Genomic DNA, 26,936 nt, shown 5'->3' with positions numbered 1-26,936 from the left:
CACGAGGCCGACGTCACCAAGATCGCGGCGCTGCGTGCCCAGGCCAAGGCGGCGTTCAAGGAGCGCGAGGGCGTCAACCTGACGTTCCTGCCGTTCTTCGCCAAGGCCGTCGTCGAGGCGCTCGGCGTGCACCCGAACGTCAACGCCAGCTACGACGACTCCTCCAAGGAGGTCACCTACCACGCGGCCGTGCACCTCGGCATCGCCGTCGACACCGAGCAGGGCCTGCTGTCCCCGATCATCCACAACGCGAGCGACCTGTCGCTGGCCGGCCTGGCGCGCGCCATCGCCGACATCGCCAACCGCGCCCGCAACGGTGGCCTCAAGCCCGACGAGCTGGCCGGTGGCACGTTCACCATCACCAACATCGGCAGCCAGGGCGCCCTGTTCGACACCCCGATCCTGGTTCCGCCGCAGGCGGCCATGCTCGGCACCGGCGCGATCGTCAAGCGCCCGGTGGTGGTGAAGGACGACACCGGCAGCGAGTCCATCGGCGTGCGTTCGATGTGCTACCTGCCGCTCACCTACGACCACCGCCTGATCGACGGCGCGGACGCGGGTCGCTTCCTCACCACGATCCGGCACCGGCTCGAGGAGGCGGCGTTCGAGGCCGACCTCGGGCTCTAACCGTCGTGTTCGCATGAAGGTCGTGATCGCCGGCTCGTCCGGGCTGATCGGGACGGCGCTCGTCGCGGCACTGCGCCGCGACGGGCACGAGGTCGCCCGCCTGGTTCGCCGGCGGGCGGCCGGTCCGGACGAGTTCTCCTGGGATCCCGTCCGCGCCGACCTGGACGAGCGGGCCTTGCGCGGCGCGGACGCGGTGGTCAACCTGTGCGGGGCGGGCATCGCCCGGCGTCGCTGGAACGGCGGCTTCAAGCAGGAACTGCGCGACAGCCGGATCACCCCCACCGACGTGCTGGCCGCGGCCGTCGTCAAGGCGGGCGTGCCTACCTTGGTCAACGCCAGCGGCGTGCAGTTCTACGGCGGCGAGACCGGAGACCGGGTGGTCGACGAAACCTCGCCTGCCGGTTCGGGTTTCCTCGCCGGGCTGTGCCGAGACTGGGAGGCCGCGACCCGGCCCGCCGCCGACGCGGGTGTGCGCACGGTGCTGTTGCGCAGCGCCGTCGTGCTGTCGGGTCAAGGCGGTTTGCTCAGCATGCTGCACCCGCTCTACTCGCTCGGTCTCGGCGGACGACTCGGCAGCGGGCGGCAGTACACGCCGTGGATCTCGCTGGACGACGAGATCGGCGCGATCGTCTTCGCCCTCGGCACCGACACGCTCGCCGGGCCGCTCAATGTCGTCGGCCCGGCGCCGGTCACCAACGCCGAGTTCAGCCGGGCGCTCGGCCGGGCCCTGCACCGGCCTACGCCACTTGTGGTGCCCGCCTTCGCGCTGCGGGCGCTCTTCGGCGAGTTCGCGCAGGAGGGGATCCTGCGCGGACCACGCGCGATACCCACGGCCCTCGAGGAGGCGGGCTACGAGTTCCAGCACCCCACCATCGGCGCCGCGCTGGCCGCGACGGTGGGACGACCCGGAGACGATCGATGACCGACCAGCTCGACACCCGCACCCGCATCAGAGACGCCCACCGCGACGACCTGCCCGCGATCCTCGAAATCCACAACGCGAATATCGCCACCTCCACAGCGATTTGGGACCTGGAGCAGGTCGGCCTGGAGGAGCGCGTCGCCTGGTTCGAGACGCGCACCGCCGCGAATCAACCGATCCTCGTCGCCGAGATCGACGGCGTGCTCGCGGGTTACGCCAGCTACGGACCGTGGCGACCCAAGGCCGGTTACCGGTTCACCGTGGAGAACTCGGTCTACGTCGACGACCGCTTCCACCGCCGCGGCATCGCCACCGCCCTGCTCACCGAACTCCTCGACCGCGCACGGCAATCCGGGCACGTGCACGCCGTCATCGCCGGCATCGAATCCGGCAACACCGGCTCCATCCAACTCCACGAACGCTTCGGCTTCCGAGTAATCGGCGAATTCCCTGAAGTAGGGCACAAATTCGGCCGCTGGATGGACCTGACGCTCATGCAGCTGACCCTCCCCGTGCACGCCCGCTAGCCGCTTCAACGGATCTGCACCGGGTGCCGGAATGCGCTCTGGGCACCCGCAGGCAGTGCGGATTCCGCGACGCCGTGCGGATCTCGCAGAAGCGGTGCCGCTGCCGCAAAGCCGCGCAGATTCCCTCGTGTGGTGGGGATTTCGCAAAGCGGTGCCGATCCAGCCGAGCCGCGCAGATTCCTGCGGCGCGGTGCAGATTTCGCGAAGCCGCGCCGATCCCGCCCAGCCGCGCAATCCCGTGGCGCGGAGCACTTTCGCGAAGCCGTGCTTATCCCACCAAGCCGCACAGATTCCCTGGCGCGGTGCAGATTTCGTGAAGCAGTACCGATCCCGCCAAGCCCGTCAATGGAATCTGCATCGGTTCTTGGAAGCCGCCCCGCTCTGCGCTCCCGCAGACAGGGCGGGTTCCTCGAAGCGGTGCAGATCCCGCGAAGCCATGCGGATTTCCGCCAAGCGGTGCGGATTTCGTGGCGCGGTGCAGATTCCGTGGCGGCGAGGCCGAACAGGCCAAGGGCACCCCGCACCAGATCCTGCTCACCGGCCCCGACATCCTCGACCTAAACCTCTACATCGACTCCGTGCGCGCCGAAATCCTCGACCACTACCGCAAGATCGACCGCCCCATCACCATGATCATGCCCACCTCGATGGCCGGCGACAGCACCGAAGGTCGCACCCCCTGGCGAAACCAGCAGCTGGCGCAACGGAGTAGACCGCCTCGTCCGCGAGCTGCCGCACATCCAGGCGACCTGGCTCGAAGGCCGATCCCGTGGCGCGGTACAGATTCCGTAGCGCACGCGGCGCGGATCCCGTCGCGTGGGGCCGATCCCGTCGCGCGGGGCCGATTCCGTAGCGCATGCGGCGCCGATCCGGTAGCGCGGTGCAGATTCCGTGGCGCAGGGCAGAGTCCGTCGCGGGAGGCCGAGTCCGTCGCGCGAAGCAGAGTCCGTCGCGGGAGGCCGAGTCCGTCGCGCGAAGCAGAGTCCGTCGCGCGGGGCAGAGTCCGTCGCGCGGGGCATTGTTTGTGGCGCGTGGTGCTGATCCCGTGGCACGGTGCACATTCCACGGCGCGATGCTATGCCCGTAGCGCCGTGCCGGTCCCCTGCAGCGGTGCGGATTTCGCGAAGCAAATGTCGCAAGGCTTGTCAACGGAATCTGCGCCGGTTCGTAGAATCCGCCCCGCCCTGCGCTCCAGCACACAATGCAGGTCCCGCGAAACGGTGCGCATTCCGCAGAGCCGTGCGATCCCAGGAAGGCGGGCGGATCCCATGCCGAGTGCATCCCATGCCGCGCGCATCGCATACCGAGCGCACCCCATGCCGCGCGCATCGCATACCGAGCGCACCCCATGCCGCGCGCACCCCGTGTGGTGGTGCGCGGGTGTGGTGCGCTGCACGGACCACCGGTGGAACTCCTCTACCCCTGCGGCGTACCGTCGAGCACGTGAACGACACGCGTACCACCTGGTCCGCCCGATTCGATACGACCCCGATCGTGGTCGAGGATCTCGGACTCATCGACTACCACAGCGCCTGGGAACTGCAGCGGACGATCGCGGCGGAGCGGGCGGAGGGCATCGGATCCGATCGCCTGCTGCTGCTCGAGCATCCGTCGGTCTACACCGCGGGGCGGCGGACCGAGGCCGAGGATCTGCCGATCGACGGCAGTCCGGTGGTCGAGGTGGACCGCGGCGGCAAGATCACCTGGCACGGCCCGGGCCAGCTGGTCGGCTACCCGATCGTGCGGCTCGCCGAGCCGGTGGACGTCGTGCACTACGTGCGCCGCCTCGAGGAAGCTCTCATCACCGTCTGCACCGACCTCGGCCTGCACTGCGGCCGGATCGAGGGCCGCTCCGGCGTCTGGCTCCCGGCCACCGAGGTGTTCGCCGAGCGCAAGATCGCCGCCATCGGCGTTCGGGTGCAGCGCGGCGTCGCCCTGCACGGCATCTCGCTCAACTGCAACTCCGCCATGGACGGCTTCCAGGCGATCGTCCCGTGCGGCATCCGCGACGCCGGCGTCACCACGCTCTCGCGCGAGCTGGGCCGCGAGGTGACGGTCGCCGAGGTGAAGCCGCTCGTCGCCGACGCCATCGCCAAAGCGCTCGACGGCGAACTGCCGGTAACCGACCACGTTATTGCGCGCGTCACACCGGTGGGAGGCCCCGCGACCGCCTGATCCGGTAGGCGTAGTGTCGATCTGGTGACCTCAGCTTCAGCACCGGCAGGACGCAAACTGCTACGCATCGAGGCGCGCAACGCGGAGACCCCGATCGAGCGCAAACCTCAATGGATCCGTACCAGGGCCAAGATGGGCCCGGAGTATTCCGAGCTCAAGGGCCTGGTCAAACGCGAGGGCTTGCACACCGTGTGCGAGGAAGCGGGCTGTCCCAACATCTTCGAATGCTGGGAAGACCGTGAGGCCACCTTCCTCATCGGCGGCGAGCAGTGCACCAGGCGCTGCGACTTCTGCCAGATCGACACCGGCAAACCGGCCGCACTCGATCGCGACGAGCCGCGCCGGGTCGCCGAGAGCGTGCAGGCGATGGGCCTGCGCTACTCCACCATCACCGGCGTCGCCCGCGACGACCTCGAAGACGGCGGCGCCTGGCTCTACGCCGAGACGGTCCGCGCCATCAAGCAGCTCAACCCGAACACCGGCGTCGAGCTGCTGATCCCCGATTTCAACGCCGTGCCCGAGCAGCTGGCCGAGGTGTTCTCGGCGCGCCCGGAGGTGTTGGCGCACAACCTGGAGACGGTGCCGCGCATCTTCAAGCGCATCCGCCCCGCCTTCCGCTACGAGCGCTCCCTCTCGGTGCTCACCGCGGCGCGCGAGGCCGGCCTGGTCACCAAGTCCAACCTGATCCTCGGCATGGGCGAGACCCCGGAAGAGGTCACCCAGGCGATGCGCGACCTGCACGAGGCCGGCTGCGACATCCTCACCATCACCCAGTACCTGCGCCCCTCCCCCCGCCACCACCCGGTCGACCGCTGGGTCAAGCCGGAGGAGTTCGTGCAGCACTCGAAGATGGCCGAGGAGATCGGTTTCGCGGGCGTGATGGCCGGGCCGCTGGTCCGCTCGTCCTACCGCGCGGGCCGCCTCTATGCGCAGGCGATGGCCCACCACGGCCGCGAAATCGCCCCCGCCATGGCGCATCTCGCCGAGGAGGGCACCGCCTCGCAGGAGGCCTCGTCCGTCCTGGCCCGTTTCGGCAGCTAGCCGCCGTGTTCGCGTCCGGATCGGGCGCGAACACCACCGCGGTCCGGTCGGTAGCGACCCATGCGCACACGGGGGATCGAAATATGCTCGGCCACAATGCATCCGCGCGGCTGATCCGGGTGGTTACCAAAGCCCTCACCGCCGCGGTGGTGGCCACCGCGCTGGTCGCCTGCGGCGCCGATGACGAATGCGGACGCGATGTCGGTTGCGCCTTTCCGGCGGACGCGGGCGCCGCGATCGATGAGACTGTCCGGAAGAACATGGACGCGGGGTTGATTCCCGGCGCGTTGGTCACCGTGCACGACCCCGCTCGAGGCAACTTCACCAAAGCGTATGGCGTCGCCGATCTCGCCACCGGGCGCGCGATGACGATCGAGGATCACATCCGAATCGGCAGCATCACCAAGACATTCACCGCGACCGCGATACTTCGAGCCGCCGACGACAACAAGCTCTCCCTCGACGATGCGCTCAGCGAGTACGTGCCCGGGGTACCCAACGGCGATGCCATCGCCCTGCGCGACCTGCTCGGCATGCGCGGCGGCGTCCGGGACCTGATGAGCGACACCGACTTCCTCGATCAGTTCCTGGCGAAGACACCCGGCGAATGGCGCCCCGGAGACAGTCTGCGCACAATCACCGGCCACCCGGAGCGGGCACAGCCGCCGCACCGCGAAACCGAGTACTCCAACTCCGAATACCTGCTGCTGGGGCTGGTTTTGGAGAAAGTCACCGGCAAACCGGTGCACGAGGTCCTCGACGAGGTCGCGACCGCATACGGGCTCCCCGACACCACGTATCCCGCCGACGCCACCATGCCCGCTCCCGCGAGCCGTGGCTACGCCTATTTCGATGACGCTGCCACGGACGTGACCGCGCGCAACACCCCCGAGCTGTTCGGTGCGGCGGGCAGCATGGTGTCGACCATCGGCGACCTGGCCGATTACGCGCCCCGGCTGGCCCGCGGCGAACTGCTGAAGCCTGAAACCCACCGGGCCCGACTGCAGTTCACCACCGGTACCGCCGGGGGCGGTCCCCTCGATTACGGCCTCGGCATGCAGCGCTTCGGTCCGTGGCTCGGCCACACGGGTGGCGTGCTCGGCTACACCACCCACCTCGGTTACCTTCCCGACCGGGGGATCACTGTCGCGGTGGCCGTGAACCAGTACACCGTTCCTCCCACCCTGCTGCGCGTCACCGCGTCCTCGATCTGGTTCGCGATCGTCGCTCGCCTGTACCCGGACTCGCTGCCGGGTCATCGCGACGATCCCGTTCCGGCTGCCCCGCCGCCACCCTCCCCCGCGGAGCTCAGCGCACGGCTCCAAGAGGCCTTCGACCCGAAAGTGCCTGTCGCCCAAAAGTCTCTGCGCGTCGTGGACGACGACAAGGACCCCGAACTGCTCGCCCGCCTGGCGACGGCCTTCACCGCGTACCCGATGTCGTTCCAGGTGGACAAACTCACCCAATTCGGCGACGGAACCTTGCTCGCCACCACCACGACGTCTTTCGCGGGCGGCAGGCGCCCGATGGTGGTCCCGCTCGCCGTCCGCGATGACAGCTGGCGGCTCTCCACCGGGTGGGTCTGCGAAAACCTCACCCTCGTCGGCCAAACCTCCCCCGCCTGCGCCTGAGTGGCCATGTGTACGAAGACTCGTGACCGACGGGGCGAGCTACGTCGAATCCTTCTGCGGCTGAACGCTTGTCCGTTTCCACAGCACCAGCGCGCCGACGGCCGAGCCGATCATGCACGCGCCGACCACCCATAGTCCCGCGCGCTGCGTTCCGGTCCAATCCTTCAGCCAGCCCGTGACATACGGCGCCGCGAAGCCGCTGATATTGCCGATGGAGTTGATCAGCGCGATGCCGCCCGCGGCGGCGGCTCCGGAGAGGAACGCGCTCGGCAGCGCCCAGAAGGTGGGCAGGGCCGCGAGAACGCCTACGGCACAGACGGTTACGGCGACCATGGCCGCGACCGGGTTGCCGAGGTAGAGCGCGACCGGGATCGCCAGTCCGCCGAGCAACGCGGGAAGCGCTACGTGCCAGGGACGTTCGCCGGTGCGGTCACCGTGCCTGCTCCACCAGACCATCACGACCGCGCCGACGACGTAGGGCACCGCGTTGATCAATCCGCGCTGCACCACCGAGTAGTGCGTGCCGTACTGCTGCTGGAAACCGTTGATGATCGTCGGCAGGAAGAAGCCGAGCGCGTAGAGCCCGTAGACGATTCCGCCGTAGACCAGCGCGAGCCCGAGCACCCGGGGATCGGTGAGCGCCTTGCGCAAGGTCCAGTGCCCGGCCTTCTCGACCTCGGCCTGCTCGGCGGCGAGTTCGGTACTGAGCCATTGTCTTTCGTCGCTGGTCAGCCACTTCGCCTGTGCCGGACTGTCGGTGAGGAAGAACCACGTCACCACCGCGAGCAGCAACGCGGGCACGCCCTCGACGAGGAACATGAACCGCCAGCCGGCGAGGCCGAACACCCCGTGCCCGTACTGGATGATCAGGCTCGACATGGTCGAGCCGAGCGCGGTGGAGATCGGCACGGCGACCATGAACAGCGCGACGAACTTCGCCCGCTGATTCTGCGGAAACCAATACGTCAGGTAGAGCAGGATGCCAGGAAAGAACCCCGCCTCCGCCACGCCGAGCGCGAAACGCAGGACGTACAGCACGGTTTCGTTGGGCACGAACGCCATCGCGGTCGCGACCACACCCCAGCTGGCCAGGATCCTGGCGATCCAGCGCCGCGCCCCGAACCGATGCAGGGCCAGGTTGCTCGGCACCTCGAGCACTAGATATCCGATGAAGAAGATGCCCGACGCGAAGCCGAACGCCGTCTCGGTGAGCCCGAGGTCGGCCTTCATCCCGCTGGGCCCCGCGAAGCCGATATTGACCCGATCGAGATAGTTCACGAAATACAGCAGCCCGAGAAACGGCACCAGGCGGAGAGTGACCTTGCGCAGCGTCGCGCGCGGCAGGTCATGGGTGACAACCATGGGCGCACTCTGGCCCCCGAGGCACCCGCGGGTCAAGCCCCCAGCCGGGGGTTTTGTCCGGGTCAGGATCGGCGCATCCGGCTCGGCCACGCCCCGAATGCGCGTAAGTCATAGCAGGACTGCACGATTCAGGACGAGGCGTCTGCCGTCTACGCTGTGCGCATGGCGAAGATCAACGACAGGCTCTCCGACGTCCCCGGCGTCGCCCCCGGCTTCGGCTACGCCCACGCGGTGACCGTGTCGAACGGGCTCGCCTTCGTGTCGGGGCAGATCGCGGTGGACGCCGAGGGCAACCTCGTCGGGGGCGACGATATGGCCGCTCAGACCAGGCAGGCGCTCACCAACCTGGAGAACGTGTTGCACGCCCTCGGCACCGACTGGACCGGCCTGGTCAAGCTGACCTGGTTCGTCACCGACACCGCCAGACTGCAGGACATCCGCGACGTCCGCGACGAATTCCTCCGCCCCGCGCTCGGCGACCGGCCGAACCCCGCCAGCACGCTCGTCCGGGTGGCCGGCCTGTTCCGCCCGGAGTTCCTCGTCGAGGTGGAGGCCGTGGTAGCGGTCGCTTGATCACGCGTCGACCCCGCCGCTGACCGCGACCCCGTACGGACCGCGCAGTCCGTCGCACCGGGTTCTGCCGATCCGTGCACGCGCGGTGACCGCCGGTGGGAAGCTCGAAGGACCGCAGGGTGTCGGGGCGCGCGAGGAAGCGAGACGCACAGTGGACAAGACGAGTGGGACCGTAGGGGGCAACGGCAGAGTGGCTACGGCCGAGCGGCCGGATCAGATCAGAAACGTCGTGCTGGCCGGGCACAGCGGATCGGGGAAGACGACCCTGGTCGAGGCGATGGCGCTGACCACGGGGACGGTGAATCGGGCGGGGCGGGTCGAGGACGGAACCTCACTCTCGGACTATGACGAGATCGAACATCGGCAGCACCGATCGGTGCAGCTGTCCGTGGTGCCCCTGGCCTGGGCGGGGATGAAGATCAACCTGTTGGACACGCCGGGCTACGCGGACTTCGTCGGCGAGTTGCGGGCGGGTTTGCGCGCGGCGGACGCGGCGCTGTTCGTCATCTCGGCGGCCGAGGGCGCGGAGGGCGTCAGCGGCGCGACCCGCGCGCTGTGGGAGGAGTGCGCGGCGGTCGGCATGCCGCGGGCGATCGTGCTCACCCATTTGGACACCGCGCGTGCGGATTTCGACGAGATGACCGAGACCTGTCGCACCGTTCTCGGCGGCGGCGCGTCGGAAAACATTCTCCCCCTGCATCTTCCGGTCTACGGCCCGAAGAGCGCGGACGGCCACCGCCCCGTCACCGGACTGATCGAGCTGCTGCCGAACTGCGTGGTCGACTACTCCTCGGGCGAGCGCGTGGAGACCGAGCCGTCGCCGGAGCAGCGGGACATGTTGGAGGAGGCGCGGAATCGGCTCATCGAGGGCATCATCGCCGAGAGCGAAGACGAGACGCTGATGGAGCGGTATCTCGAGGGTGAGGAGATCGAGCTCGCTACCCTTGTCGCGGACCTCGAGCGGGCCGTGGCCAGGGGCAGCTTCCACCCCGTGCTGTTCGGCGCGCCCGCGCCGGAGGGGGCCAAGCAGGGCTTGGGCACGGTGGAACTGCTCGACCTGATCATCGGCGGGTTCCCGACACCGTCGGAGCACGTCGTCTCCGCTGTCACCGCGGCGGACGGCAATACGCGCCGTCAACTCGACTGCGATCCGGACGGCGCGCTCGCGGCGGAGGTGATCCGCACCGCGTCGGACCCGTATGTTGGCCGGGTCTCGCTGGTCCGGGTGTTCTCCGGCACGCTGCGCGCCGACGACACGGTGCATGTCTGCGGTCACGGCCTGGAGGAGCGCGGCCACGAGAGCCACGACGTCGACGAGCGCGTCGGCGCGGTCTCCACGCCGTTCGGCAAGGGGCAGCGCCCGCTCGGCCAGGCCATCGCCGGCGACATCGCCTACGTCACCAAGCTCAGCCGCGCCGAGACCGGCGACACCCTTTCCGGCACAGACAAACCGCTGCTGATCGAGCCGTGGCAGATGCCGGATCCGTTGCTGCCCATCGCGATCACCGCGCACAGCAAGGCCGACGAGGACAAACTCTCGCAGAGCCTGGCCAGGCTGGCGGCCGAGGATCCCGCGGTGCGGCTCGAGCACAACGCGCACACCCATCAGCTGGTGCTGTGGTGTCTCGGCGAGGCACACCGCGACGTCGCGCTGGAGCGGTTGCGGACCAGGTTCGGGGTGCAGGTCGACGTGGTCGATCATCGGGTCGCGCTGCGAGAGACGTTCGCGGGCAAGGCGAATGGGCGCGGCAGGCACGTGAAGCAGTCCGGCGGGCACGGGCAGTACGCCGTGTGCGAGATCGAGGTCGAGCCGCTGCCCGGCGGGTCGGGGATCGAGTTCGTGGACAAGGTGGTCGGCGGAGTCGTTCCGCGCCAATTCATTCCGTCGGTGGAGAAGGGTGTGCGGGCGCAGGCGGCGCGCGGCGTCGCGGCCGGCTACCCACTGGTGGACGTGCGGGTGACGCTGTTCGACGGCAAGGCGCACTCGGTCGACTCCTCCGACGCCGCCTTCCAGACCGCGGGCGCCCTGGCGTTGCGCGAGGCGGCCGCCGGCGCGGGAATCGCGCTGCTGGAACCGATCGCCGAGGTGTGGGTGGTCGTCTCCGACGACTATGTCGGCCCGGTCCTGAGCGACCTGTCCGGCCGCCGCGGTCGCGTACTGGGCACCGAACCACACGGCGCCGGCCGCACCCGAATCCACGCCGAGGTACCGGAGCTCGAACTCAGCCGCTACGCCATCGATCTGCGCTCGCTCTCGCACGGCACCGGCGACTTCACCCGCTCCTACACCCGGCACGAGTCGATGCCGGGTCAGCTCGCCGCGGCGCTGCGCGAGCAGGCGAAAAAGCAGTCCTAGCAACGACATCGGGCCCCGCTCACGGGGAAGTGAAGGGGCCCGAACGTCTTTCATCTAGCCGACCAGATTCTTGCGGAGCTTCAGGATGGTGCCCGCGTCCAGGCCGAGGCCCCTGGTGAGGAACTTGCCGAGGTCGCCGTAGTCCTGCTCCATCTTGCCCACCGCTGCGTCGAGGTAGGCGTCCCTGACCTCCTGGAGCGGGATGAGCAGATCGGGGTTCTGCATGAGACCCGCCTGCTTCACCTGCTGGCGCAGGGCGGCGTCCGCGGCGGCGCGATACTGGTTGGACAGCAGGTAATCCTGGCGGGCCGTGCCCTCCGGTACGCCGACCGCGCGCAGTAGCACGTAGGTCAGCCAGCCGGTGCGGTCCTTGCCCGCCGTGCAGTGGTACAGCGTCGCCTTGTCCGTGTTGGCGAGGTCCTTGATGGTCTGCCCGAACGCGTTTCGCGACTCCTGGCGGGTGATGAACGTGGTGTACATCGTCAGCATGATCTGCTCGGCCTTGCCGTTGCCGAGGGCCTCCTCCTGCTTCCGCGGATCGCGGGTCTGGATCACCGCCAGCATCTGCTGGAACAGGCCGGTGTCATCGATCGGCCGGGAAACCGGCTGTGCGCCCGGAATCGGCTTGTCCGCGCCCGCGAACTGCACCTCGCCGGGCGTGCGCAGATCGATCACTGTCTGCACGGTGAGGCCGGCCAGTTTCCGCGCGTCCGCGTCGGTCAATTTCTCCAGCGAGTCCGAACGAATGGCCTTGCCGGACTTCGTCTTCGCGCCGTCATAGGTTCGATACCCGCCGATATCACGGGTATTCACCGTGCCCTGTAGATCGATCTTGCCGCCCGCGACCGCCGTCTGTGCGTCCGGCTGCGCAGTCGCCGCGGGTGGAGCGGTCGTCATCGTCACCGCGAAGATCGCCAAAATAGCTGTCAGCAAAGAAAACAATGAAATCTTCATGGCGCCGGACAGTAGAACCTGTTTCACTTCGGTATCGGCGTTCGACCCCATTCCGCCGCATCTGCCCCGCTCATCGAGACCCGCCCGGCAGTCAGCGAGATTCCTTCTGGATTTCGCGCACGATCGGAATACCATCCGCTCGACCGGGCCACCATCGCCGACCCGCCTTTCGGCCGTTTCCGCGAGAACCGCGGCGGACGCTATCCGCGCATCTGTCACCGCCGGGCCGAGGTGATAGTCGATGAATCGCCGAGCGGTCGGCACTCGACCCCTCGACTCGCAGTGTCCGGCAGGTGCTGCCCACTCGCGACAAGCACGTCTGTCGCGGCAGATCCGAAATTGTCTGCGGTTGATCTCCCACTCTCGGACTGTTCGCCTATCTCAGTACAATCGAACATATGGCCCTTGTGCATCCCAGCCGTGATCAGCTCCGGATCGAGGACGTGTTGTCGGCGTTGGGGAATCCGACCCGGCTCGCCGTGGTGCGCGTGCTCGACAACGGTGGAGACTACAACTGCACCGCCGTGCTGAACGTGCTGGGCATCAGTGCCCGATCGACCATGACCCACCACTGGCGGGTGCTGCGGGAGGGCGGTGTCATCCGGCAGACCGCTTCGGGCAGGGAGTTTTTGCTCGAACTGCGCCGGACGGATCTCGACGCACGTTATCCCGGGCTGCTCGACGCGGTCCTCGCTGGTACCCGCGTCGACGAGGCGGGCGGACCGGTGTAGTACCCGGCCCGCCCGTCGACGGTGTCACCCGGCCGGATAGAAGGAGGCGATCTCCTCAGCCACGAGGTCGGGCCGTTGGTCGACCAACCAGTGTCCGGCACCGGCGATCTCACTACCGACCACCCCGGGGGCCGCGTCCCGGACCGCGGGCACCATGACTCCGCTGAGACCGTCCTGGGTCAACATGCGCACCGGAATAGTGAGCGGCGTCTGCTGCAACCGTGCGTTCTCCGTTTCATCGATCTGCCACGTTCGATACAGCTCGAATCCGGCGTGGAGCACCTGGGGGCGCGAGTACACCCGCGCGTATTCCGCCAAAGATTCGGCGGAGATGGGCAATTCATGATCGGAGGCCGCGCGCGCCTGTTCGGAGACCTCGCTGTGCCGGAAGAAGTAATCCAGGAAGGCAGTGACGCGGTCCGTTACCAGCTCCTCGGCCAAGGGGTTCTGCACATTGAAAGAGAAGTGCCACGAAAGCGGTTGCACCGCCGCGAAACCGAGATTCCTGCCGACCAGCGGGAAATCCATCAGGAACAACCCGGCGACTTGGTCGCGATGCTCGGCGGCCAGCGCGTAGGCGACACCGACGCCGAAGTCATGCGCGACCACCCGCGCGTCACGCTGGACGCCTATCTTGGTCAGCAGAGCCGAAACATACCGCGCCAGAGTGGTTTTCGTATACGACGCGGGCTGGCCGGTGCTGTCGCCCATGCCCGGCAGGTCGATCGCGATCACGGTGCGCCCGGCGAGCAGTTTCGGCATGACCGCGTGGTACTCGTACCAGCTCTCCGGCCAGCCGTGCAGCAGGACCAGCGGCTGCGGGCCTGATCCGCCGATGACGTAGTGCATCTGCACGCCGTCGACCGTGGTGAAACAGTGCCGGAACGATTGGGCGAGAACAGGATCGCGCTCGGTCGCCGCGTTGTAGCCACGGGACTGCGGTTCTTCCCCGGCCACACATGGGGGCGCCGAGGAAGGTGGCGGCGCCGAATGCCCCTCCACACGCCAATTCAGCGCTCCCACAACGACTACGAGCACTACAGCCAGACCAACCGACCACCAGATGGGGCGCCCCCACCAGCGGTCACGAGAAGAGCTCGGCATGACAACCTCCGATTGTACGTAGATCCACGTATAAACGTATCATTGGATGGTCGGCCGGCCTTCGCACGACTGGTCGACTCGATAGGTCAGCGCCATGCCGGCCACGGCACACATAGTGCGGACGAGGAGGACGCGCGGCTTCGCGCATTCTCGCGCGCAGGGTCACCTGTGACACTGCTCCATATTCACGTCGCCGACGTCGCAGATAGTGCCCATTCCAGCCCCATCGGCGCTGGTCAAACCGCCCGAGGAACTGGCGGCGGCATCGCCCGAGAAGCGTCCGCCCAGAGTTCGCGCCCGACGCACGCCTTGGCGGATGACGTGTTGCCGGACGCCGGGGGCTGTCGGGGTGCTCCGCGGCGACAGCAGCCCTTCAGACGGCGGGAGTTGTGACTATTCGCGCCGACGGGCAGATTGCGTGTGGGCCAAGTCACAGTGGCGGGCTGTTACGGGATCCCGGTCACCGGCGTCTTATGTCCGTTCCCAACACTTGATCGACAAAGGACGACACCATGACCGAACCCCGTTTCGATCTCAATGCCAATGCGCTCGGCGCCAAGCTGGGCAAGCGATTTCAATCCGTCAGCGTGGCGCTCATGCAGTCACAGGCGCTGCCCAAGACGTTGACGGAGCTGGTGGAGCTGCGCGCCAGCCAGATCAACGGCTGCGGCTACTGCACCGACGCCCACGCCAAGGACCTGGCCGCAGCCGGAGAATCCGCGACCCGGATCAACCTGGTCGCGGTGTGGCGCGAAACCACGGTGTTCACCGAGGCCGAGCGAGCCGCACTGGCCTTCGCCGAGGAGGGCACCCGCCTGGCCGACACCGCCACCGGCGTGTCCGACGAGACCTGGGCCCAGGTCCGCGCACACTTCGACGACGACCAGATCGCCGCCCTGATCTACGTTATCTCCTGCATCAACGCCGCCAACCGAATGCTCGTGATCACGAAGACCAAGGGCGGCTCGTACGTGCCGGGCACATTCGAGAGCATCGCCGCCGCCGCGCGCTGACACCGAATGCGCGCCCGGCCCTGGATGTTTCGTCTCGGGCCGGGCAGCCTGGCTTGCTCTGCGCGCGAATTGCACTGCATCCGTAGCCTATTGCGTGCAATCGACTTCCAATAGCGGCAGGTGGCGGCCGGGGATCGCCGTCGACGCGACGCTGCCGATGTTTACCGCGCCCATGGTGCGATAGAACGGTTCCGCGTTCGGGTCCGATTCGACTGTCAGCCTTGTGAATCCAGCGTCGCGAGCCGTCTGGAGCGCGTGCCGGAACAGGTCGCGGCCGATTCCGTTACCGATGGCTTCCGGAGCGACGAACAGCATGCCGAGTTCGCCGGTCGGTGGAACTCCCTCGACGGTGACGAATCCGACTATGGCACCGTCGGATTCGGCCACGGCGGTGCGGCGGACGACGACCTCGCGCGGTGCAAGGGTTAGTTCATCGCGCCACAAATCGAGGAGTTGCTGGTCGTAACCCCAGAAGGCTTTGGAGCGTAGGGCCAGCTCACCGAGGAGGGCAGCTTCGTCGGGTCGCCCCGGCCTGAGCACAACAGCCATGATCACGAGTCTGCCTCGAGGCGGCACCAAGTCCGTGGTCGCTCTCGCGGGCCCGCCGTTCAGTTGTTGGCTCGTTCGATGGCGCGTTGGGCCACCTTGCGGAGTCCGGGGAGCTGAATGGCGCGCAGCATCAGTTCACCGGCCCAGACGTGCATGCGGGAGGGCGGGGCGAAGCGGCTTATTCCTTTGCGGGCCAGGGCTTGTCGCTTGAGCGCCTCAGGACGCAAAGCGGTTTCCCACGTCTCGAGGGCGGCAGGGATGTCGGCGTCGGCGAGGGCGGTGCCGAGTCGGTCCGCGCCGTCGAGCGCGAGGGCGGCGCCGTAGCCGGCGAAAACCGTTACGCACCAAGCGGCGTCGCCGAGGAGCACGACTCGGTCGCGGCTCCATCGGTCCATGACGATTTGGCCGACCGTGTCGAAGTAGGCGATGGTGGGGTCGGTTTCGAGCTGGCGCAGGGCGTCGGCGACGCCGCCGCCTAGATCGCCGAACGCGCCGGTCAGCGCGGGTACGGCGCCGACACCGAGTTCGGCGGTGGGATCGGGACTGCGGTAGGTGAAGAACGCCGAGGACCGTTCCGGGCCGAGGTTCATCACCGCCGCCGTGCGGCCGGGTCCGATGAAGGTGGTGCCGACGCCTTCCCGCACGTGCTCGGGAACCGTGGTTAGCGGGAAGGCGCCGACCATGTGGCCCAGATCCACGAAATACTCTGACTCCGCGCCGAATGCGAGCTCACGGACGCGGGAGTGCACGCCGTCGGCCCCGACGAGGAGGTCACTGCGCAGCTCGGTGCCGTCGCTCAGGGCGGCGACGACTTCCCCCGGATTCTGGGTGATCGCCCGCACGGTGATGCCGAAACGGATGTCGACCACGTCGGCCACCGCGTCGTAGAGCGCCGACTCCAAGTCACCGCGGAACAGACTCAAAGCCCTTGCCCCGACGGCGGATTCGGCGACAGCGGCTGGAATTCTGAACTTCTCCCGGCCGTCGGGGTGGACGAGGATCGAGGTGAAGAAGCCGATATCGCGGGGTGTCAGCGCCGGGAGCAGCCCGAGTCGCTCGGCGGCGGTGTATCCGGGTCCGTGCAGGTTCACCAGGTAGCCGCTGCTGCGGCGAGCCGGGGCGCGTTCGATCACGACCACGTCCCAGCCCTGTCGGCGCAGGCGCAATGCGGTGGCCAACCCGGCTATACCTGCGCCGACGACCGTCACCCGCTTGCCTGCGTGACGTTGTGTGTGGTGCTCGAGGGGTTCCATGTGCGACTCCTGGATCTGGCGGCGGAAGGCGTTCTACCGTCAACTAGTAGTTGACGATGTCCTGTAGGTCAACCTATGGTTGACGCATGGAACGGGTGCCGCTGCGTGACCTGATCGCCGCGATCGAGCGCGCCTACCCCGGTGACAGCCTGGCTCAGGTGGCGGCGATGATTCTCGCCGCGCACCTGGGGCGGCTGGCCGATCAACTGCTCGATAGTTTTGTGGACCTGGCGCATCGGGCCGGCCAGCCCTGGAACGAAATCGGCGCTCGGCTCGGCGTTTCCAGACAGGCCGCGCACCAGCGATTCGCGCCTCGCCGGGCGGATCCCACCGCTTCGCATGGCTACGAGGTGCCGACTTGCCTCGGTAGTGGACAGTGACAAAAGGAAGAATCACGATGCCCGACAAACCGATCGCTACCGGCGTCGCGTGCAGCAAAGGCATTGCCACTGGGCCGGTTCGGCTGGTGCGCGGCGTCGCCGACTTCGCCGCGGTGCGGCCGGGCGATGTCATCGTCTGCCGCACAACCGATCCGTCGTGGACGGTGCTCTTCGGCCTTGCCGCCGCGGTGGTGACCGAGACCGGCGGAATTCTGTGTCACGCGGCGATCGTCGCCCGCGAGTACGGGATTCCCGCCGTGGTGGCGGCCGAGGGCGCGATGGCGGCGCTGGAGAATCATCGGACCGTGTCGGTCGATGGGACCCGTGGGCGTGTCTACGCCGCCCTGGGTTTCGATGGGAAGGCTTGAAATGACGCATGTTTCGCCCAGTTTGTTGCTCGCGCTGCACGCGATCCGCCTCGGCGGGTTCCTCGATACACAGGCGGTGGCCGACAGATTCGGCATGCCGGTCGGTCTCGCCGAGTCCCATGTGCGGGACTTCCAGGCCCGGGGCTGGGCCGGCCGCTTCCGATTCGGCGCGGACGCGGGGTGGTCGCTGACCGAGAGCGGGCGCACGGAGAACGAGCGGTTACTCGCCGACGAACTCGCCGCGTCCGGAGCAAAAGCGTTGGTGGAGGACGTCTATCGTCGGTTTCTGCCGCTCAACGCGCGGTTGGTGCAGGCCTGCACGGACTGGCAGCTGATCATCCTGCCCGACGGCAGTATGCGGGACAACGACCACGCGGACGCGCGGCGAGACCGGCGGATACTCGCCGAACTCGACAGCCTCGCAGCGGAATTGGCTCCGCTGACGACCCGGCTCACGGAACGACTCGCCCGATTCTCCGGTTACGACTCCCGTTTCGCCGCCGCGCTCGCCCAGGCTGCCGACGACCCTCAGAGGATTACCGGCATCGAACCCGGCTCCGCCCACCGAGTTTGGTTCGAACTGCACGAGGATCTGATTGCCACGCTGGGTATCGATAGAGGCTCCACCTCGTGAACGGTCTTCCCGGCTCCGACTAGGCGTACCAGAACCGGTATCGACGCCGTCGATAGAGTCGACTCCCTGTCGCTCGTAGCGGGGCACTCCGCCGAACACGCCGTCATCGACGCGGCAGAGTTCCGGATCGGTCGAGCGTCAACAGCCGCACCCTTTCCGCGAATCTGCACCCCTGCGCACACAACCAGGCGGGATCCCCGCACCAGTACGGATTGAGCCAGCGCCCACGCGGCCAGCACCCGGAAGGGCGAGTCACCGTCAAGCCGCACCCCTTCCGCGAATTCGCACCCCCTGCACGCATACACAGTGCGGATTCCCCGAACCAGTGCGGATCGAGGCAGCGCGCGACACACCGGCGCGGAGGCGTGGCTCGACGGGACTGGGTCGATAGCGTCGGAATATGGACGACGCGCTGCCCGCCGTTTATCGCGGCACTTTGCTGCACTTCCTGCGAGATCCCGGGCGGGACGACGATCCCGACGCCTGGGAACTGTTCGAGGACGGGGCGCTCGCCATCGGATCCGACGGCCGGGTGCGCTGGGCGGGTGACTGGTCGGCCCTGCCGGACCGCCATCGCGCCCGCGTCGTCGATTATCGCGGCAGACTGATCGTGCCGGGGTTCGTGGATACGCATATTCACTACAGCCAGTACGACATGATCGCGAGTTTCGGTGCGCAACTCCAGGATTGGTTACAGGAATATGTGTTCCCGGTGGAGCGGAAATTCGGCGATCGGGATTACGCCGAGCGCATTTCCGGGCTTTTCCTCGACGCGTTGACGGCGTGCGGGACCACGACGGCCGGCGTTTACCCGACCGTTCATTCGGTCTCGGTGGACGCGTTCTTCGCGCAGGCGCGAGCGCGTGGAATGCGGATGGTGTGCGGCAAGGTACTGATGGACAAGCAGCCGGACGCGCCGGAGTTTCTGTCGGATGCCGGCGTGCCGCAGGCCGAGGAGCAGACGAGACGGCTGATAGAGCGGTGGCACAAGACCGATCGGCTCACCTATGCGATCACCCCGCGGTTCGCGCCGTCCTCGTCCGACGAACAGCTGGCCATGGCGGGTCGGCTGCTTCGCGAATTCCCCGACATCGCAATGCAAACCCATCTCGCAGAGAGCCGGCCGGAGACCGCGAGCGTGCTGGCCCGCTTCACCAACGCCCGCTCATACCTGGATGTGTACGACAGGGCGGGGTTGGTCGGCGCCCGGTCCGTCTTCGCCCATAGCGTGCACATCGATGATCAGGACCGGTCGCGTCTGGCCGCCGCCGGTGCAGGCATCGCCTTCTGCCCGACCTCGAACCTGTTCCTCGGCAGCGGACTCTTCGACTTCGCGGCCGCGCGTTCGGCGGGCATTCGAGTGGGTCTCGGCACAGATTGCGGTGCGGGAACCAGTTATTCGATGCTGCGCACCCTCAACGAGGCCTACAAGGTCATCATGCTGAAGGAGTCGACGAAACCCGAGTCCCGGCGCACCACCCTCTCCGCCCTGCGCGGTTTCTACCTCGCCACCCTCGGCGGCGCCGAAGCCCTGCACCTGGACGACCACATCGGCAACTTCCGCCCCGGCAAAGAAGCCGACTTCGTAGTCCTCGACTGGACCGCCACCCCCATCCTCACTCACCGCACCGAGATCGCCCGCGATTTCCCCGAGCTCCTCTTCGCCCAAATGATCCTCGGCGACGACCGCTCCATAGAAGCCACCTATGTCCTCGGCCACCGCGCCTACTCGCGTACCTAGCCGCGACGGCAGTCATCACCTCCGACGAGGTGGCTCATCCCAAAGCGAAAGCGCTTGCGGGCGTTCCCGTTTCCCCACACACCTTTTGATTTCCCACATGCAGAATTGCATGCGATTCTGCATGTGCGAGAGAAACGAAAGGGTGTGCGCGTGTAAAGGGTCGGCGTACACGCGGGCTGAAAGGTGCAATCCGGCAACGCTGCCCGTCGACGCGAGCCTCAACCTTTTACGCGAAGCCTGTGGACGTGTGCTGGACACCGCATAGACCCCCTCGACTTCCCGAACGCGATTTGTGCGGGGGTCGAGGGCGTGCGCGCGCTGGTGAGTGCGCGCACCGGCGCGGACTGAAGCCGCACTGCAAGGCGGGCGCTTGTCGGCGCGGGCAGGTACGCCGCGGACGAGGCGGGCAGTCCAGCGGCTGTGGCGATGTCCTCGACGCTCACGTTCGGAGAACCGCGTTCCTGGCGAAGTCACTCGTCCGAGGCGCTCTCAACACGAGGCGAAGTCGCGTTCGGGCAAGGGCCGGGAGTGCCGCACGCACCTCAGGTCGAAATCAACCGGACGGACCCACCGCACAACTTCCGCATGTCATCCACGTCGCTGGTCAGCACGACCACCGGAACCTGCTGGCGCAACGCCATTTCCGCGATCACCGCGTCGATCGCATACTTGTGCCCATGTAGTCCGGCCGCGAGCAGCAGCTCCGCCGCAGCCTTCGCGGCCCGCTCGCTGACCTCCTCGACGCGCACAGCGGACAACAGCCATGCGAGCCGCGCCCGATCGGTCTTGCGATGGGTCGCCTCGATAATGGTGAGCGCACTGATCACCACCTCCATGCCACGCGAGCGCGCCTCGGCGACGATCGCGACCACCGACACGGAATCCTCGACGAGCCGGGATAACCCGTCGCAGTCCAATACCAGCGTGCCCCGATGCCTCGGCGGCGCAGGGCGTTTCAGCTTGCCGTGTCCCACTGCCCCGACTCACCGAGCGCATGGTCGAACAGGTCCCTGGCACGCTGCCGCTCCGCCTCGGGCAGCGGCCCCTCGCGACGTTCATGGTCCGCGATGTACTCGTCGAGCAGCATTCCGCGCAGTTCACGCTCGACGGCGGAGGTGACGAACGACGAGAACTCACGCTTGCCCACGCGACGCCGGATCGCCTCGGCGGTGCCTTCGGGCAGCGACAAGCTCACCCGCGTCGCGGGGCCCTCACCGATCCGTGGTTCCGGTTCGTCACTCACCTCGCCAGATTATCAATCGCAGTAGGAAAACTCAACGCCGCAGCGTAAGGTCGGGCTGTGCAGAACTCCGATATTCCAGCGCTGTTGGCCGTGCTGCCCGGGGAGGGCGAGACGGTGCACATTCCGGGCTTCGGCGCCACCTACAAGCTGTACGGGCACCACACGAACGGGGTGATGTCGATCGTGGAGCACCCGTTCGACGTGGGCACGATCACGCCGCCGCACATGCACAGCAGGGAGGACGAGTACTCGATCGTGCTGGAGGGGCGGATCGGCTTCCGCTCCGACGACACCGAGGTCGTCCTCGACGCAGGCGGCTACATCATCAAACCGCGAAACGAGATGCACGCCATGTGGAACGCGGGCGACGTGCCCGGCCGCATCATCGAGATCATCATCCCCGGCGGCTTCGAAACCTACTTCCGCGACCTAGCCGCCCTACTGACCGACGCCACCGCCACCTCGGAATCCTTCACCGCCCTCGCCACCCAGTACGGCCTCACCTACGGCCACCCCGACTGGTTCGACGACGTCATCGACCGCTACAACCTCACCCGACCCGCCCCACGCTGACACCGAAACCCGAACGGCCCACCCGCATTTCGCGGATGGGCCGTCGCCGAACGCTATAAACGACTTACACGTCGAAGTAGAGCTCGAACTCGTACGGGTGCGGGCGCAGGTTGACCGGAGCGATCTCCTGCTCGCGCTTGATGTTGATCCAGGTCTCGATCAGGTCGTCGGTGAAGACGTTGCCCTCGGTCAGGTAGTCGTGATCCTGCTCGAGGCGGTCGATGACCGTGGCCAGGCTGGTAGGGGCCTGCGGGATGTTCTTGGCCTCCTCCGGCGGGAGCTCGTAGAGGTCCTTGTCGACGGGGGCCAGCGGCTCGATCTTGTTCTTGATGCCGTCCAGGCCGGCCATCATCATGGCGGCGAAGGCCAGGTACGGGTTGCCCGAGGAGTCCGGCGCGCGGAACTCGATGCGCTTGGCCTTCGGGTTGTTGCCGGTCACCGGGATACGCACGGCCGCGGAGCGGTTGCGCTGCGAGTACACCAGGTTGATCGGGGCCTCGTAGCCCGGAACCAGGCGGTGGTACGAGTTCACGGTCGGGTTGGTGAACGCCAGCAGCGACGGCGCGTGGTGCAGGATGCCGCCGATGTAGTGCCGCGCCAGATCCGACAGGCCGCCGTAGCCGGCCTCGTCGTGGAACAGCGGCTTGCCGTCCTTCCACAGCGACTGGTGCACGTGCATGCCCGAGCCGTTGTCACCGAAGAGCGGCTTGGGCATGAACGTGACGGTCTTGCCCTCCTGCCACGCGGTGTTCTTGACGATGTACTTGAACAGCTGCAGGTCGTCGGCCGCGCCGAGCAGGGTGTTGAACTTGTAGTTGATCTCGGCCTGACCGGCGGTGCCGACCTCGTGGTGGCCGCGCTCGAGCTCGAAGCCCGCGTTCTGCAGGTTGGTCGAGATCTTGTCGCGCAGGTCGACGTAGTGGTCGTACGGCGCGACGGGGAAGTAACCGCCCTTGTTGCGGACCTTGTAGCCGCGGTTCAGGGTGCCGTCGGGGTTGGTCCGCGAGCCGGTGTTCCAGGAGCCCGAGATCGACTCGATCTCGTAGAAGGCGCCGTTCATCTGCGAGTCGTAGCGGATCGAGTCGAAGATGTAGAACTCGGCCTCGGCGCCGAAGTACGCGGTGTCGGCGATGCCGGTCGAGCGCAGGTACTCCTCCGCCTTGCGCGCGATGTTGCGCGGGTCGCGGCTGTAGGCCTCCCGGGTGAACGGGTCGTGCACGAAGAAGTTGAGGTTCAGCGTCTTGGCGGCGCGGAACGGGTCCAGGCGCGCGGTGCTGAAATCGGGCAGCAGCAGCATGTCCGACTCGTCGATCGACTGGAAGCCACGGACGGAGGAGCCGTCGAACGCCAGCCCTTCCTCTGCGAGGTCGGCCGTGAAGGCCTTCGCCGGGATCGAGAAGTGCTGCTGGACGCCGGGCAGATCGCTGAAGCGGATGTCGACATATTCGACTTCTTCATCAGCGAGATATTTGATGACCTCGTCGGCCGTGCTGAACGTCACTTGTTCTCCTTACGGATCGGTTCCCAGCGAGTGTCGATTGCATGGGTTCGTCGCGTCCAGACGGTAAGGACGCGGTGTTTCCCGGCAGTCAAGTCTGTGTTTCGCCAGTGTTACACGTACGGCTGGCCGGGTGACTAGGCCCACCCGGACTCGAACAGCATGCTCATCTTCCCATCCGTGCCGGAGCGCGCTGACGTGAACTCCCCTTATGCGGTGCCGAGCGGCCGGTCGGGCGCGCATATTGTGGGGGCATGGCACGCATGACGGGATCGTGGCTCTCCGGCCCTTCGGAGGGCGCAGGCGATTCGGCAAACCGCGAGTTCCCCGGCGAACACCTCGGCCTGCCGAAGTCCGGCGCGGGGTCGCTGTCGGGGATGGCTCGCCGGATCGCCGCGCTGTTCGTGGACTGGTTGATCGCGCTCGGCATCGCGGCCCTGATCATGCGCGGCGGTTCGGCGTCGAGCCTGACGCTGCTGATCTGGTTCGTGATCGGCGTGGCCGCGGTGACGCTGTTCGGGTTCACGCCCGGGCAGTACTTTTTGCGCCTGCGGACCGTGCGGATCGACGCGCCGGTGACCGTCGGTTTCGTGCGCGCGCTCGCTCGGCAGGCGTTGCTGGTGTTCGTGGTGCCCGCGTTGTTCACGGACGCGGATGGTCGCGGTATGCACGATCGGGCCACCGGTACGGCGCTGGTGCACTCGCGCTGATTCGCTTGCGGCGACGGGTCCTACCGCAGCGGGTGCCGCACGCGAGGGCATCAGCCGCCCAGCACGACGAGAGCTGCCAGTGTGCCGACCACCGACGCCGACCGCGAGCTGCCCGCCGCACCAAGTGGCGCGCCAGTGAGGCCAGCCGACCGGCACGGCGGGAGCTACCCGTGTGCCGACCACCCACGCCGATGGAGAACCGCCTGCCCCGGGTCGAGAACCGCCCACCGCGCCGACCGCCCGCCCCGACCGAAAGCTGCACACCACGCCGACCACCCACACGGATCGAGAGCTGCCCACCGTACAGACCGCCCGCCCCGGTTACGCTCCGGCGGTGTCACTCAATCCGGCCATGCTCGCGATCCGGTTCCTGCTCGAGCTCATGGCCATCGGTTCCTTCGGCGTCTACGGTTGGCGAGCCTTCGATTCGCCGTGGAGATTCCTGCTGGTCGCCCTGTTGCCGCTGATCGCGGCCGCGCTGTGGGGCACCTTCGCCGTGCCCGGCGACCCGAGCCGCAGCGGCGAGGCACCCGTCTCGGTGCCGGGCACCGTCCGCCTCGCGCTCGAACTCCTCATCTTCTTCGGCGGCGCCGCAGCCCTGTTCGCAGCGGGTCTCCCCAGGTGGGCGCTCATCTCCGCCGGAATTCTCGTCCTATACCAAGCCCTCGCCTACGACCGCATCGCGTGGCTCGTCAAAGCATGATCAGAGATGGCGGCATCGAGCGAGTAGCGAACGCCATCAATTCCTCCTGATCGCGAGAACGCGAAAGGCCCGCGTCCCGAGGACGCGGGCCTTTCGAATGAGTACAGCTCAGCGCCTGCGAATGGTGCGCTGGACGCCGCGCATCTTGGCGCCGGCGGGCATTGGACCCTTCGGCAGCGCGGGGCCGGTGCGCGAGCTCAAGGCGGTCAGGCGGCCCTCGATGAGGTCCATGCGCTTGGCGTCGATGTTGCGGGGCAGCTTGGTGAGGTAGCGCTGCAGGTCCTTCAGCGGCACCTGGCCCTCGTCGTTGCCGATCACGATGTCGTAGATCGGGGTGTCGCCGATGAGCCGGGCCGTGCGCTTCTTCTCCTGCGCGAGCAGCGATTTCACCCGCTGCGGGGAGCCCTCGGCGACGAGCACGACGCCGGGCAGGCCGATCACCCGGTGCACCGCGTCGAGCTGGGTGGTCGCGGCGATGCCGTTGGACACCCGCCACTTGCCCTGCAGGTTGTCCAGCACCCAGGCCGCGGCGCCCGCCTGCCCCTCGGCCTTGCCGTAGACGCTCTTCTGCACCCGCCGGCCGAAGATGATGAAAGCGGCCAGCGCGCCGAGCACGACGCCGAGCGGGACGAGGAACCAGGTCAGGCCGAAAATCAGGCCGATGACCAGGAAGACGGCGGTGATGCCGACCAAGGCGCCGATCATCAACGGCAGCAGCAGCTTGTCTTCCTTGCGCTGCATCTGGAACGCCTGCCAGAGCTGCTGCCTGCGCTCTTTCGACTGCTGCTTGCGGGCCGCTTTCGCCGCGGCCTTCGCTTCCTTGGTGGGCTTACCTGCTGCCATGTCACTCAGGATAGTGCCCACGTCGTGCGGATTTCGCCACGCCCGCCCCGGCGAGGTCCCTTACCGCCGCGGCGGCGTCAATTCACACCGCGCCTGGCCATCGATCCGAGCACCGTGAGATCCAGATCACCGGAGACCTCGGTCCACCCCATGGCCCGCAATTCCACCGGCGTCGCCACGCCGAGCGCGTCCCGGAAACCGATGGCTACCGAGCGGGCGAACTCGACCAGGCCGCTCGGCGAGATGGGCCAGAACATGGTCCGCGTCCAATTGTCGACCTCGCGCCGCAGCATCGGCTCGTTCCAGCCGAGCTCGCGCAACTCCTGGGCGGCGTCGTCCGGAATGGGCTGCGCGAGATAATGATTACCGGCCAGTTCGGCGGACAATTTGATGTCGTACTGCATGAACTGGACATACCGATTACCGGGCGCGGCGATGATCAACGTCGCGCGCGAAGGCAACTCGGACAGACATTGCGCCAGTGCTCGAACGAACTGTTCCCAGTCCGCGGTCACCGGCTCGTTCATTCTTCCCCCGGGCGCTCGCACTGGCCCGATCATACGCCGCCGAGCCCGTGACACCAGGCGAATCATGTTGTACGCCCGTATACTTCGGGGCATCCATAGCGAACGCGAATGGCCCGTCGTTCGCTGGAACGAGGGCCGTTTCGAGTGCCGCGTCACGCCGCCGAGGCCAGCCGGGGCGGGGCGGACGTCTTCGTCGTCTCGGGTGTGCGGCCGTAATCGCGGAACACCCGCGCGCCGAGCTTGCGGTCGGCCGGGCGCAGCGCCCACGACGCGACGACGCACATCGCGAAAAAGCCCGTATAGATCAGGTGATTCACGCTCGAGCCGTGCGCGAAATGCGAGGCGAGACCGCCGGTGAGATCGAAGAACGCGCCCGCGTAGGCCCACTCCTTCACCAGCGGAAAGTGCGGGACGGCAATCGCCATGGCGCCGAGCACCTTCCAGAAACCGAGAATCGTCATGACATACGTCGGATAACCCAGTTCGATCATGCCGCCCGCGGTGTCGTCGCGCTGGATCAGGTCGGCGACGCCGCCGGTCGCCAGTACGAAGACCACCGCGGCGGTGGTCGCCCAATATCCGATCGATCGTGCTTTGCTCATCGTGGACTCCTTGCCCGGTCACTCGGCGCGATCGGTGCCACGCCGTCACCTGCCTGACCGATGGGCCGGGTGGAATGTGACAGCGTCAGCTCGCCTCCAGGACGAGCTGGTCCAGGGTTTCGGGATCGGCGAGCAGGTCGATGGCGACGATCCGGCCGCCGGACACGGTGAACTCGAAGACCACCCTCGGCTGGCCGCCCACCGACCACACCGCGCCCGCGCGCCCGTCGACCAGTGCCGATCGCGCGGCCTGGGCACGCCCGGCGAACGTCTGCGCGACCGCGTCCGCGCCGAAC

General features: G+C 67.5%; 28 protein-coding genes and 1 pseudogene. 17 read left to right on the top strand and 12 right to left on the bottom strand.

The genetic code is table 11. The annotated features are described in order from the left end of the window. The 6 genes from ON39_RS10785 to ON39_RS45795 form a co-directional block, all read left to right on the top strand. On the top strand, positions 1 to 627 hold a 627-nt coding region (locus tag ON39_RS10785; protein ID WP_040733324.1), incomplete at its 5' end, for a 2-oxo acid dehydrogenase subunit E2. Between the two features lie 13 nt (positions 628 to 640). After that, positions 641 to 1,549, top strand: coding sequence for a TIGR01777 family oxidoreductase (locus ON39_RS10780; protein WP_040733323.1), 909 nt, complete (start codon positions 641 to 643; stop codon positions 1,547 to 1,549). After that, complete coding sequence (locus ON39_RS10775) at positions 1,546 to 2,076, top strand: GNAT family N-acetyltransferase (RefSeq protein ID WP_040733322.1); 531 nt, start codon at positions 1,546 to 1,548, stop codon at positions 2,074 to 2,076. The genes ON39_RS10780 and ON39_RS10775 overlap by 4 nt, the downstream gene beginning before the upstream one ends. 1,443 nt (positions 2,077 to 3,519) lie before the next feature. Continuing rightward, entirely contained in the window at positions 3,520 to 4,251 is a 732-nt protein-coding gene (lipB, locus tag ON39_RS10770; protein WP_040733320.1) for a lipoyl(octanoyl) transferase LipB, read from the top strand. A 24-nt stretch (positions 4,252 to 4,275) separates the two neighbouring features. Next, the gene (lipA, locus tag ON39_RS10765) at positions 4,276 to 5,292 is read left to right on the top strand and encodes a lipoyl synthase (RefSeq protein ID WP_040733319.1); all 1,017 of its coding nucleotides are present in this window, start codon (positions 4,276 to 4,278) and stop codon (positions 5,290 to 5,292) included. Between the two features lie 83 nt (positions 5,293 to 5,375). Continuing rightward, positions 5,376 to 6,923: a serine hydrolase domain-containing protein gene (locus ON39_RS45795; RefSeq protein WP_051186496.1), complete on the top strand. Its 1,548-nt coding sequence runs from the start codon at positions 5,376 to 5,378 to the stop codon at positions 6,921 to 6,923. Between the two features lie 39 nt (positions 6,924 to 6,962). On the opposite strand, the gene ON39_RS10755 is transcribed toward ON39_RS45795, so the two are convergent. Further along, positions 6,963 to 8,285, bottom strand: a complete 1,323-nt coding sequence (locus ON39_RS10755) for an MFS transporter (protein WP_040733318.1) — start codon at positions 8,283 to 8,285, stop codon at positions 6,963 to 6,965. A gap of 162 nt (positions 8,286 to 8,447) precedes the next feature. Here ON39_RS10755 and ON39_RS10750 point away from each other — a divergent pair, with 162 nt between their 5' ends. After that, on the top strand, positions 8,448 to 8,858 hold the full coding sequence (locus ON39_RS10750) for a RidA family protein (protein WP_040733317.1): 411 nt from the start codon (positions 8,448 to 8,450) through the stop codon (positions 8,856 to 8,858). Positions 8,859 to 9,009: 151 nt separating this feature from the next. Then, a complete protein-coding gene (locus ON39_RS10745) occupies positions 9,010 to 11,214 on the top strand; it encodes an elongation factor G-like protein EF-G2 (protein ID WP_040733316.1) in 2,205 nt (734 codons plus the stop codon). 54 nt (positions 11,215 to 11,268) lie between these two features. Here the strand turns inward: ON39_RS10745 and ON39_RS10740 are convergent, their stop codons facing one another. After that, positions 11,269 to 12,168, bottom strand: coding sequence for a tyrosine-protein phosphatase (locus ON39_RS10740; RefSeq protein WP_040733333.1), 900 nt, complete (start codon positions 12,166 to 12,168; stop codon positions 11,269 to 11,271). A gap of 398 nt (positions 12,169 to 12,566) precedes the next feature. On the opposite strand from ON39_RS10740, the gene ON39_RS10735 reads away from it, so the two are divergent. Then, positions 12,567 to 12,899: an ArsR/SmtB family transcription factor gene (locus ON39_RS10735; protein ID WP_040733315.1), complete on the top strand. Its 333-nt coding sequence runs from the start codon at positions 12,567 to 12,569 to the stop codon at positions 12,897 to 12,899. 24 nt (positions 12,900 to 12,923) lie between these two features. On the opposite strand, the gene ON39_RS10730 is transcribed toward ON39_RS10735, so the two are convergent. Beyond that, positions 12,924 to 13,856, bottom strand: coding sequence for an alpha/beta fold hydrolase (locus tag ON39_RS10730; RefSeq protein ID WP_211336356.1), 933 nt, complete (start codon positions 13,854 to 13,856; stop codon positions 12,924 to 12,926). Between the two features lie 659 nt (positions 13,857 to 14,515). Between ON39_RS10730 and ON39_RS10725 the strand changes: the two genes are divergently transcribed. Next, on the top strand, positions 14,516 to 15,016 hold the full coding sequence (locus ON39_RS10725) for a carboxymuconolactone decarboxylase family protein (RefSeq protein WP_040733313.1): 501 nt from the start codon (positions 14,516 to 14,518) through the stop codon (positions 15,014 to 15,016). 87 nt (positions 15,017 to 15,103) lie between these two features. On the opposite strand, the gene ON39_RS10720 is transcribed toward ON39_RS10725, so the two are convergent. Then, positions 15,104 to 15,565 carry a GNAT family N-acetyltransferase gene (locus tag ON39_RS10720; RefSeq protein ID WP_040733329.1) on the bottom strand — a complete coding sequence of 154 codons (462 nt, stop codon included), beginning with the start codon at positions 15,563 to 15,565 and terminating at the stop codon, positions 15,104 to 15,106. A gap of 59 nt (positions 15,566 to 15,624) precedes the next feature. Continuing rightward, positions 15,625 to 16,818 carry an FAD-dependent oxidoreductase gene (locus tag ON39_RS10715; protein WP_051186495.1) on the bottom strand — a complete coding sequence of 398 codons (1,194 nt, stop codon included), beginning with the start codon at positions 16,816 to 16,818 and terminating at the stop codon, positions 15,625 to 15,627. Between the two features lie 86 nt (positions 16,819 to 16,904). Here ON39_RS10715 and ON39_RS10710 point away from each other — a divergent pair, with 86 nt between their 5' ends. From ON39_RS10710 to guaD, 4 genes are all read left to right on the top strand, one after another. Beyond that, entirely contained in the window at positions 16,905 to 17,198 is a 294-nt protein-coding gene (locus tag ON39_RS10710) for a hypothetical protein (RefSeq protein WP_040733310.1), read from the top strand. A 17-nt stretch (positions 17,199 to 17,215) separates the two neighbouring features. Then, positions 17,216 to 17,566, top strand: coding sequence for a PEP-utilizing enzyme (locus tag ON39_RS10705; RefSeq protein WP_051186494.1), 351 nt, complete (start codon positions 17,216 to 17,218; stop codon positions 17,564 to 17,566). 1 nt (position 17,567) lies between these two features. Then, positions 17,568 to 18,200: a hypothetical protein gene (locus ON39_RS10700; RefSeq protein ID WP_040733308.1), complete on the top strand. Its 633-nt coding sequence runs from the start codon at positions 17,568 to 17,570 to the stop codon at positions 18,198 to 18,200. A 400-nt stretch (positions 18,201 to 18,600) separates the two neighbouring features. Then, complete coding sequence (gene guaD, locus ON39_RS10695; protein ID WP_040733307.1) at positions 18,601 to 19,941, top strand: guanine deaminase; 1,341 nt, start codon at positions 18,601 to 18,603, stop codon at positions 19,939 to 19,941. A gap of 542 nt (positions 19,942 to 20,483) precedes the next feature. Here the strand turns inward: guaD and ON39_RS10690 are convergent. Both ON39_RS10690 and ON39_RS10685 read right to left on the bottom strand, forming a co-directional pair. Then, entirely contained in the window at positions 20,484 to 20,813 is a 330-nt protein-coding gene (locus tag ON39_RS10690; protein ID WP_246002987.1) for a PIN domain-containing protein, read from the bottom strand. A gap of 83 nt (positions 20,814 to 20,896) precedes the next feature. Then, a complete protein-coding gene (locus ON39_RS10685; protein WP_040733306.1) occupies positions 20,897 to 21,184 on the bottom strand; it encodes a hypothetical protein in 288 nt (95 codons plus the stop codon). A 57-nt stretch (positions 21,185 to 21,241) separates the two neighbouring features. Between ON39_RS10685 and ON39_RS10680 the strand changes: the two genes are divergently transcribed. Further along, a complete protein-coding gene (locus ON39_RS10680; RefSeq protein WP_040733304.1) occupies positions 21,242 to 21,757 on the top strand; it encodes a cupin domain-containing protein in 516 nt (171 codons plus the stop codon). Positions 21,758 to 21,821: 64 nt separating this feature from the next. On the opposite strand, the gene glnA is transcribed toward ON39_RS10680, so the two are convergent. Further along, complete coding sequence (glnA, locus tag ON39_RS10675; protein WP_040733303.1) at positions 21,822 to 23,258, bottom strand: type I glutamate--ammonia ligase; 1,437 nt, start codon at positions 23,256 to 23,258, stop codon at positions 21,822 to 21,824. Between the two features lie 251 nt (positions 23,259 to 23,509). Here glnA and ON39_RS10670 point away from each other — a divergent pair, with 251 nt between their 5' ends. Together ON39_RS10670 and ON39_RS10665 are read left to right on the top strand one after the other, a co-directional pair. Beyond that, positions 23,510 to 23,965, top strand: a complete 456-nt coding sequence (locus ON39_RS10670; protein ID WP_040733302.1) for an RDD family protein — start codon at positions 23,510 to 23,512, stop codon at positions 23,963 to 23,965. A gap of 334 nt (positions 23,966 to 24,299) precedes the next feature. Beyond that, a complete protein-coding gene (locus ON39_RS10665) occupies positions 24,300 to 24,668 on the top strand; it encodes a YrdB family protein (protein WP_246002986.1) in 369 nt (122 codons plus the stop codon). Positions 24,669 to 24,776: 108 nt separating this feature from the next. On the opposite strand, the gene ON39_RS10660 is transcribed toward ON39_RS10665, so the two are convergent. The 4 genes and pseudogenes from ON39_RS10660 to ON39_RS10645 form a co-directional block, all read right to left on the bottom strand. Further along, positions 24,777 to 25,511 (bottom strand): DUF4191 domain-containing protein, encoded by a 735-nt coding sequence (locus ON39_RS10660; protein WP_040733301.1) that lies wholly within the window; start codon positions 25,509 to 25,511, stop codon positions 24,777 to 24,779. 77 nt (positions 25,512 to 25,588) lie between these two features. Then, positions 25,589 to 26,038, bottom strand: coding sequence for a TY-Chap domain-containing protein (locus ON39_RS10655; RefSeq protein ID WP_040733300.1), 450 nt, complete (start codon positions 26,036 to 26,038; stop codon positions 25,589 to 25,591). A gap of 152 nt (positions 26,039 to 26,190) precedes the next feature. Beyond that, positions 26,191 to 26,640 (bottom strand): DoxX family protein, encoded by a 450-nt coding sequence (locus ON39_RS10650; protein ID WP_040733299.1) that lies wholly within the window; start codon positions 26,638 to 26,640, stop codon positions 26,191 to 26,193. Between the two features lie 85 nt (positions 26,641 to 26,725). Further along, a pseudogene (locus tag ON39_RS10645) lies at positions 26,726 to 26,936 on the bottom strand (hypothetical protein); the annotation flags it as partial.

This window comes from Nocardia tenerifensis NBRC 101015, assembly GCF_000308715.1.
GTDB classification, from domain to species: domain Bacteria; phylum Actinomycetota; class Actinomycetes; order Mycobacteriales; family Mycobacteriaceae; genus Nocardia; species Nocardia tenerifensis.
The sequence above is the reverse complement of the archived record's forward strand: the minus strand, read 5'-3'. Positions and strand labels throughout refer to the sequence as shown.

Bases quoted from the DNA above. Each gene is read 5' to 3' on its own strand.
- ON39_RS10780 (WP_040733323.1), top strand. From the start codon at position 641: ATGAAGGTCGTGATCGCCGGCTCGTCCGGGCTGATCGGGACGGCGCTC.
- ON39_RS10775 (WP_040733322.1), top strand. From the start codon at position 1,546: ATGACCGACCAGCTCGACACCCGCACCCGCATCAGAGACGCCCACCGC.
- ON39_RS45795 (WP_051186496.1), top strand. From the start codon at position 5,376: ATGCTCGGCCACAATGCATCCGCGCGGCTGATCCGGGTGGTTACCAAA.
- ON39_RS10755 (WP_040733318.1), bottom strand. From the start codon at position 8,285: ATGGTTGTCACCCATGACCTGCCGCGCGCGACGCTGCGCAAGGTCACT.
- ON39_RS10750 (WP_040733317.1), top strand. From the start codon at position 8,448: ATGGCGAAGATCAACGACAGGCTCTCCGACGTCCCCGGCGTCGCCCCC.
- ON39_RS10740 (WP_040733333.1), bottom strand. From the start codon at position 12,168: ATGAAGATTTCATTGTTTTCTTTGCTGACAGCTATTTTGGCGATCTTC.
- ON39_RS10735 (WP_040733315.1), top strand. From the start codon at position 12,567: ATGGCCCTTGTGCATCCCAGCCGTGATCAGCTCCGGATCGAGGACGTG.
- ON39_RS10725 (WP_040733313.1), top strand. From the start codon at position 14,516: ATGACCGAACCCCGTTTCGATCTCAATGCCAATGCGCTCGGCGCCAAG.
- ON39_RS10720 (WP_040733329.1), bottom strand. From the start codon at position 15,565: ATGGCTGTTGTGCTCAGGCCGGGGCGACCCGACGAAGCTGCCCTCCTC.
- ON39_RS10715 (WP_051186495.1), bottom strand. From the start codon at position 16,818: ATGGAACCCCTCGAGCACCACACACAACGTCACGCAGGCAAGCGGGTG.
- ON39_RS10710 (WP_040733310.1), top strand. From the start codon at position 16,905: ATGGAACGGGTGCCGCTGCGTGACCTGATCGCCGCGATCGAGCGCGCC.
- ON39_RS10705 (WP_051186494.1), top strand. From the start codon at position 17,216: ATGCCCGACAAACCGATCGCTACCGGCGTCGCGTGCAGCAAAGGCATT.
- ON39_RS10700 (WP_040733308.1), top strand. From the start codon at position 17,568: ATGACGCATGTTTCGCCCAGTTTGTTGCTCGCGCTGCACGCGATCCGC.
- guaD (WP_040733307.1), top strand. From the start codon at position 18,601: ATGGACGACGCGCTGCCCGCCGTTTATCGCGGCACTTTGCTGCACTTC.
- ON39_RS10670 (WP_040733302.1), top strand. From the start codon at position 23,510: ATGGCACGCATGACGGGATCGTGGCTCTCCGGCCCTTCGGAGGGCGCA.
- ON39_RS10660 (WP_040733301.1), bottom strand. From the start codon at position 25,511: ATGGCAGCAGGTAAGCCCACCAAGGAAGCGAAGGCCGCGGCGAAAGCG.
- ON39_RS10655 (WP_040733300.1), bottom strand. From the start codon at position 26,038: ATGAACGAGCCGGTGACCGCGGACTGGGAACAGTTCGTTCGAGCACTG.
- ON39_RS10650 (WP_040733299.1), bottom strand. From the start codon at position 26,640: ATGAGCAAAGCACGATCGATCGGATATTGGGCGACCACCGCCGCGGTG.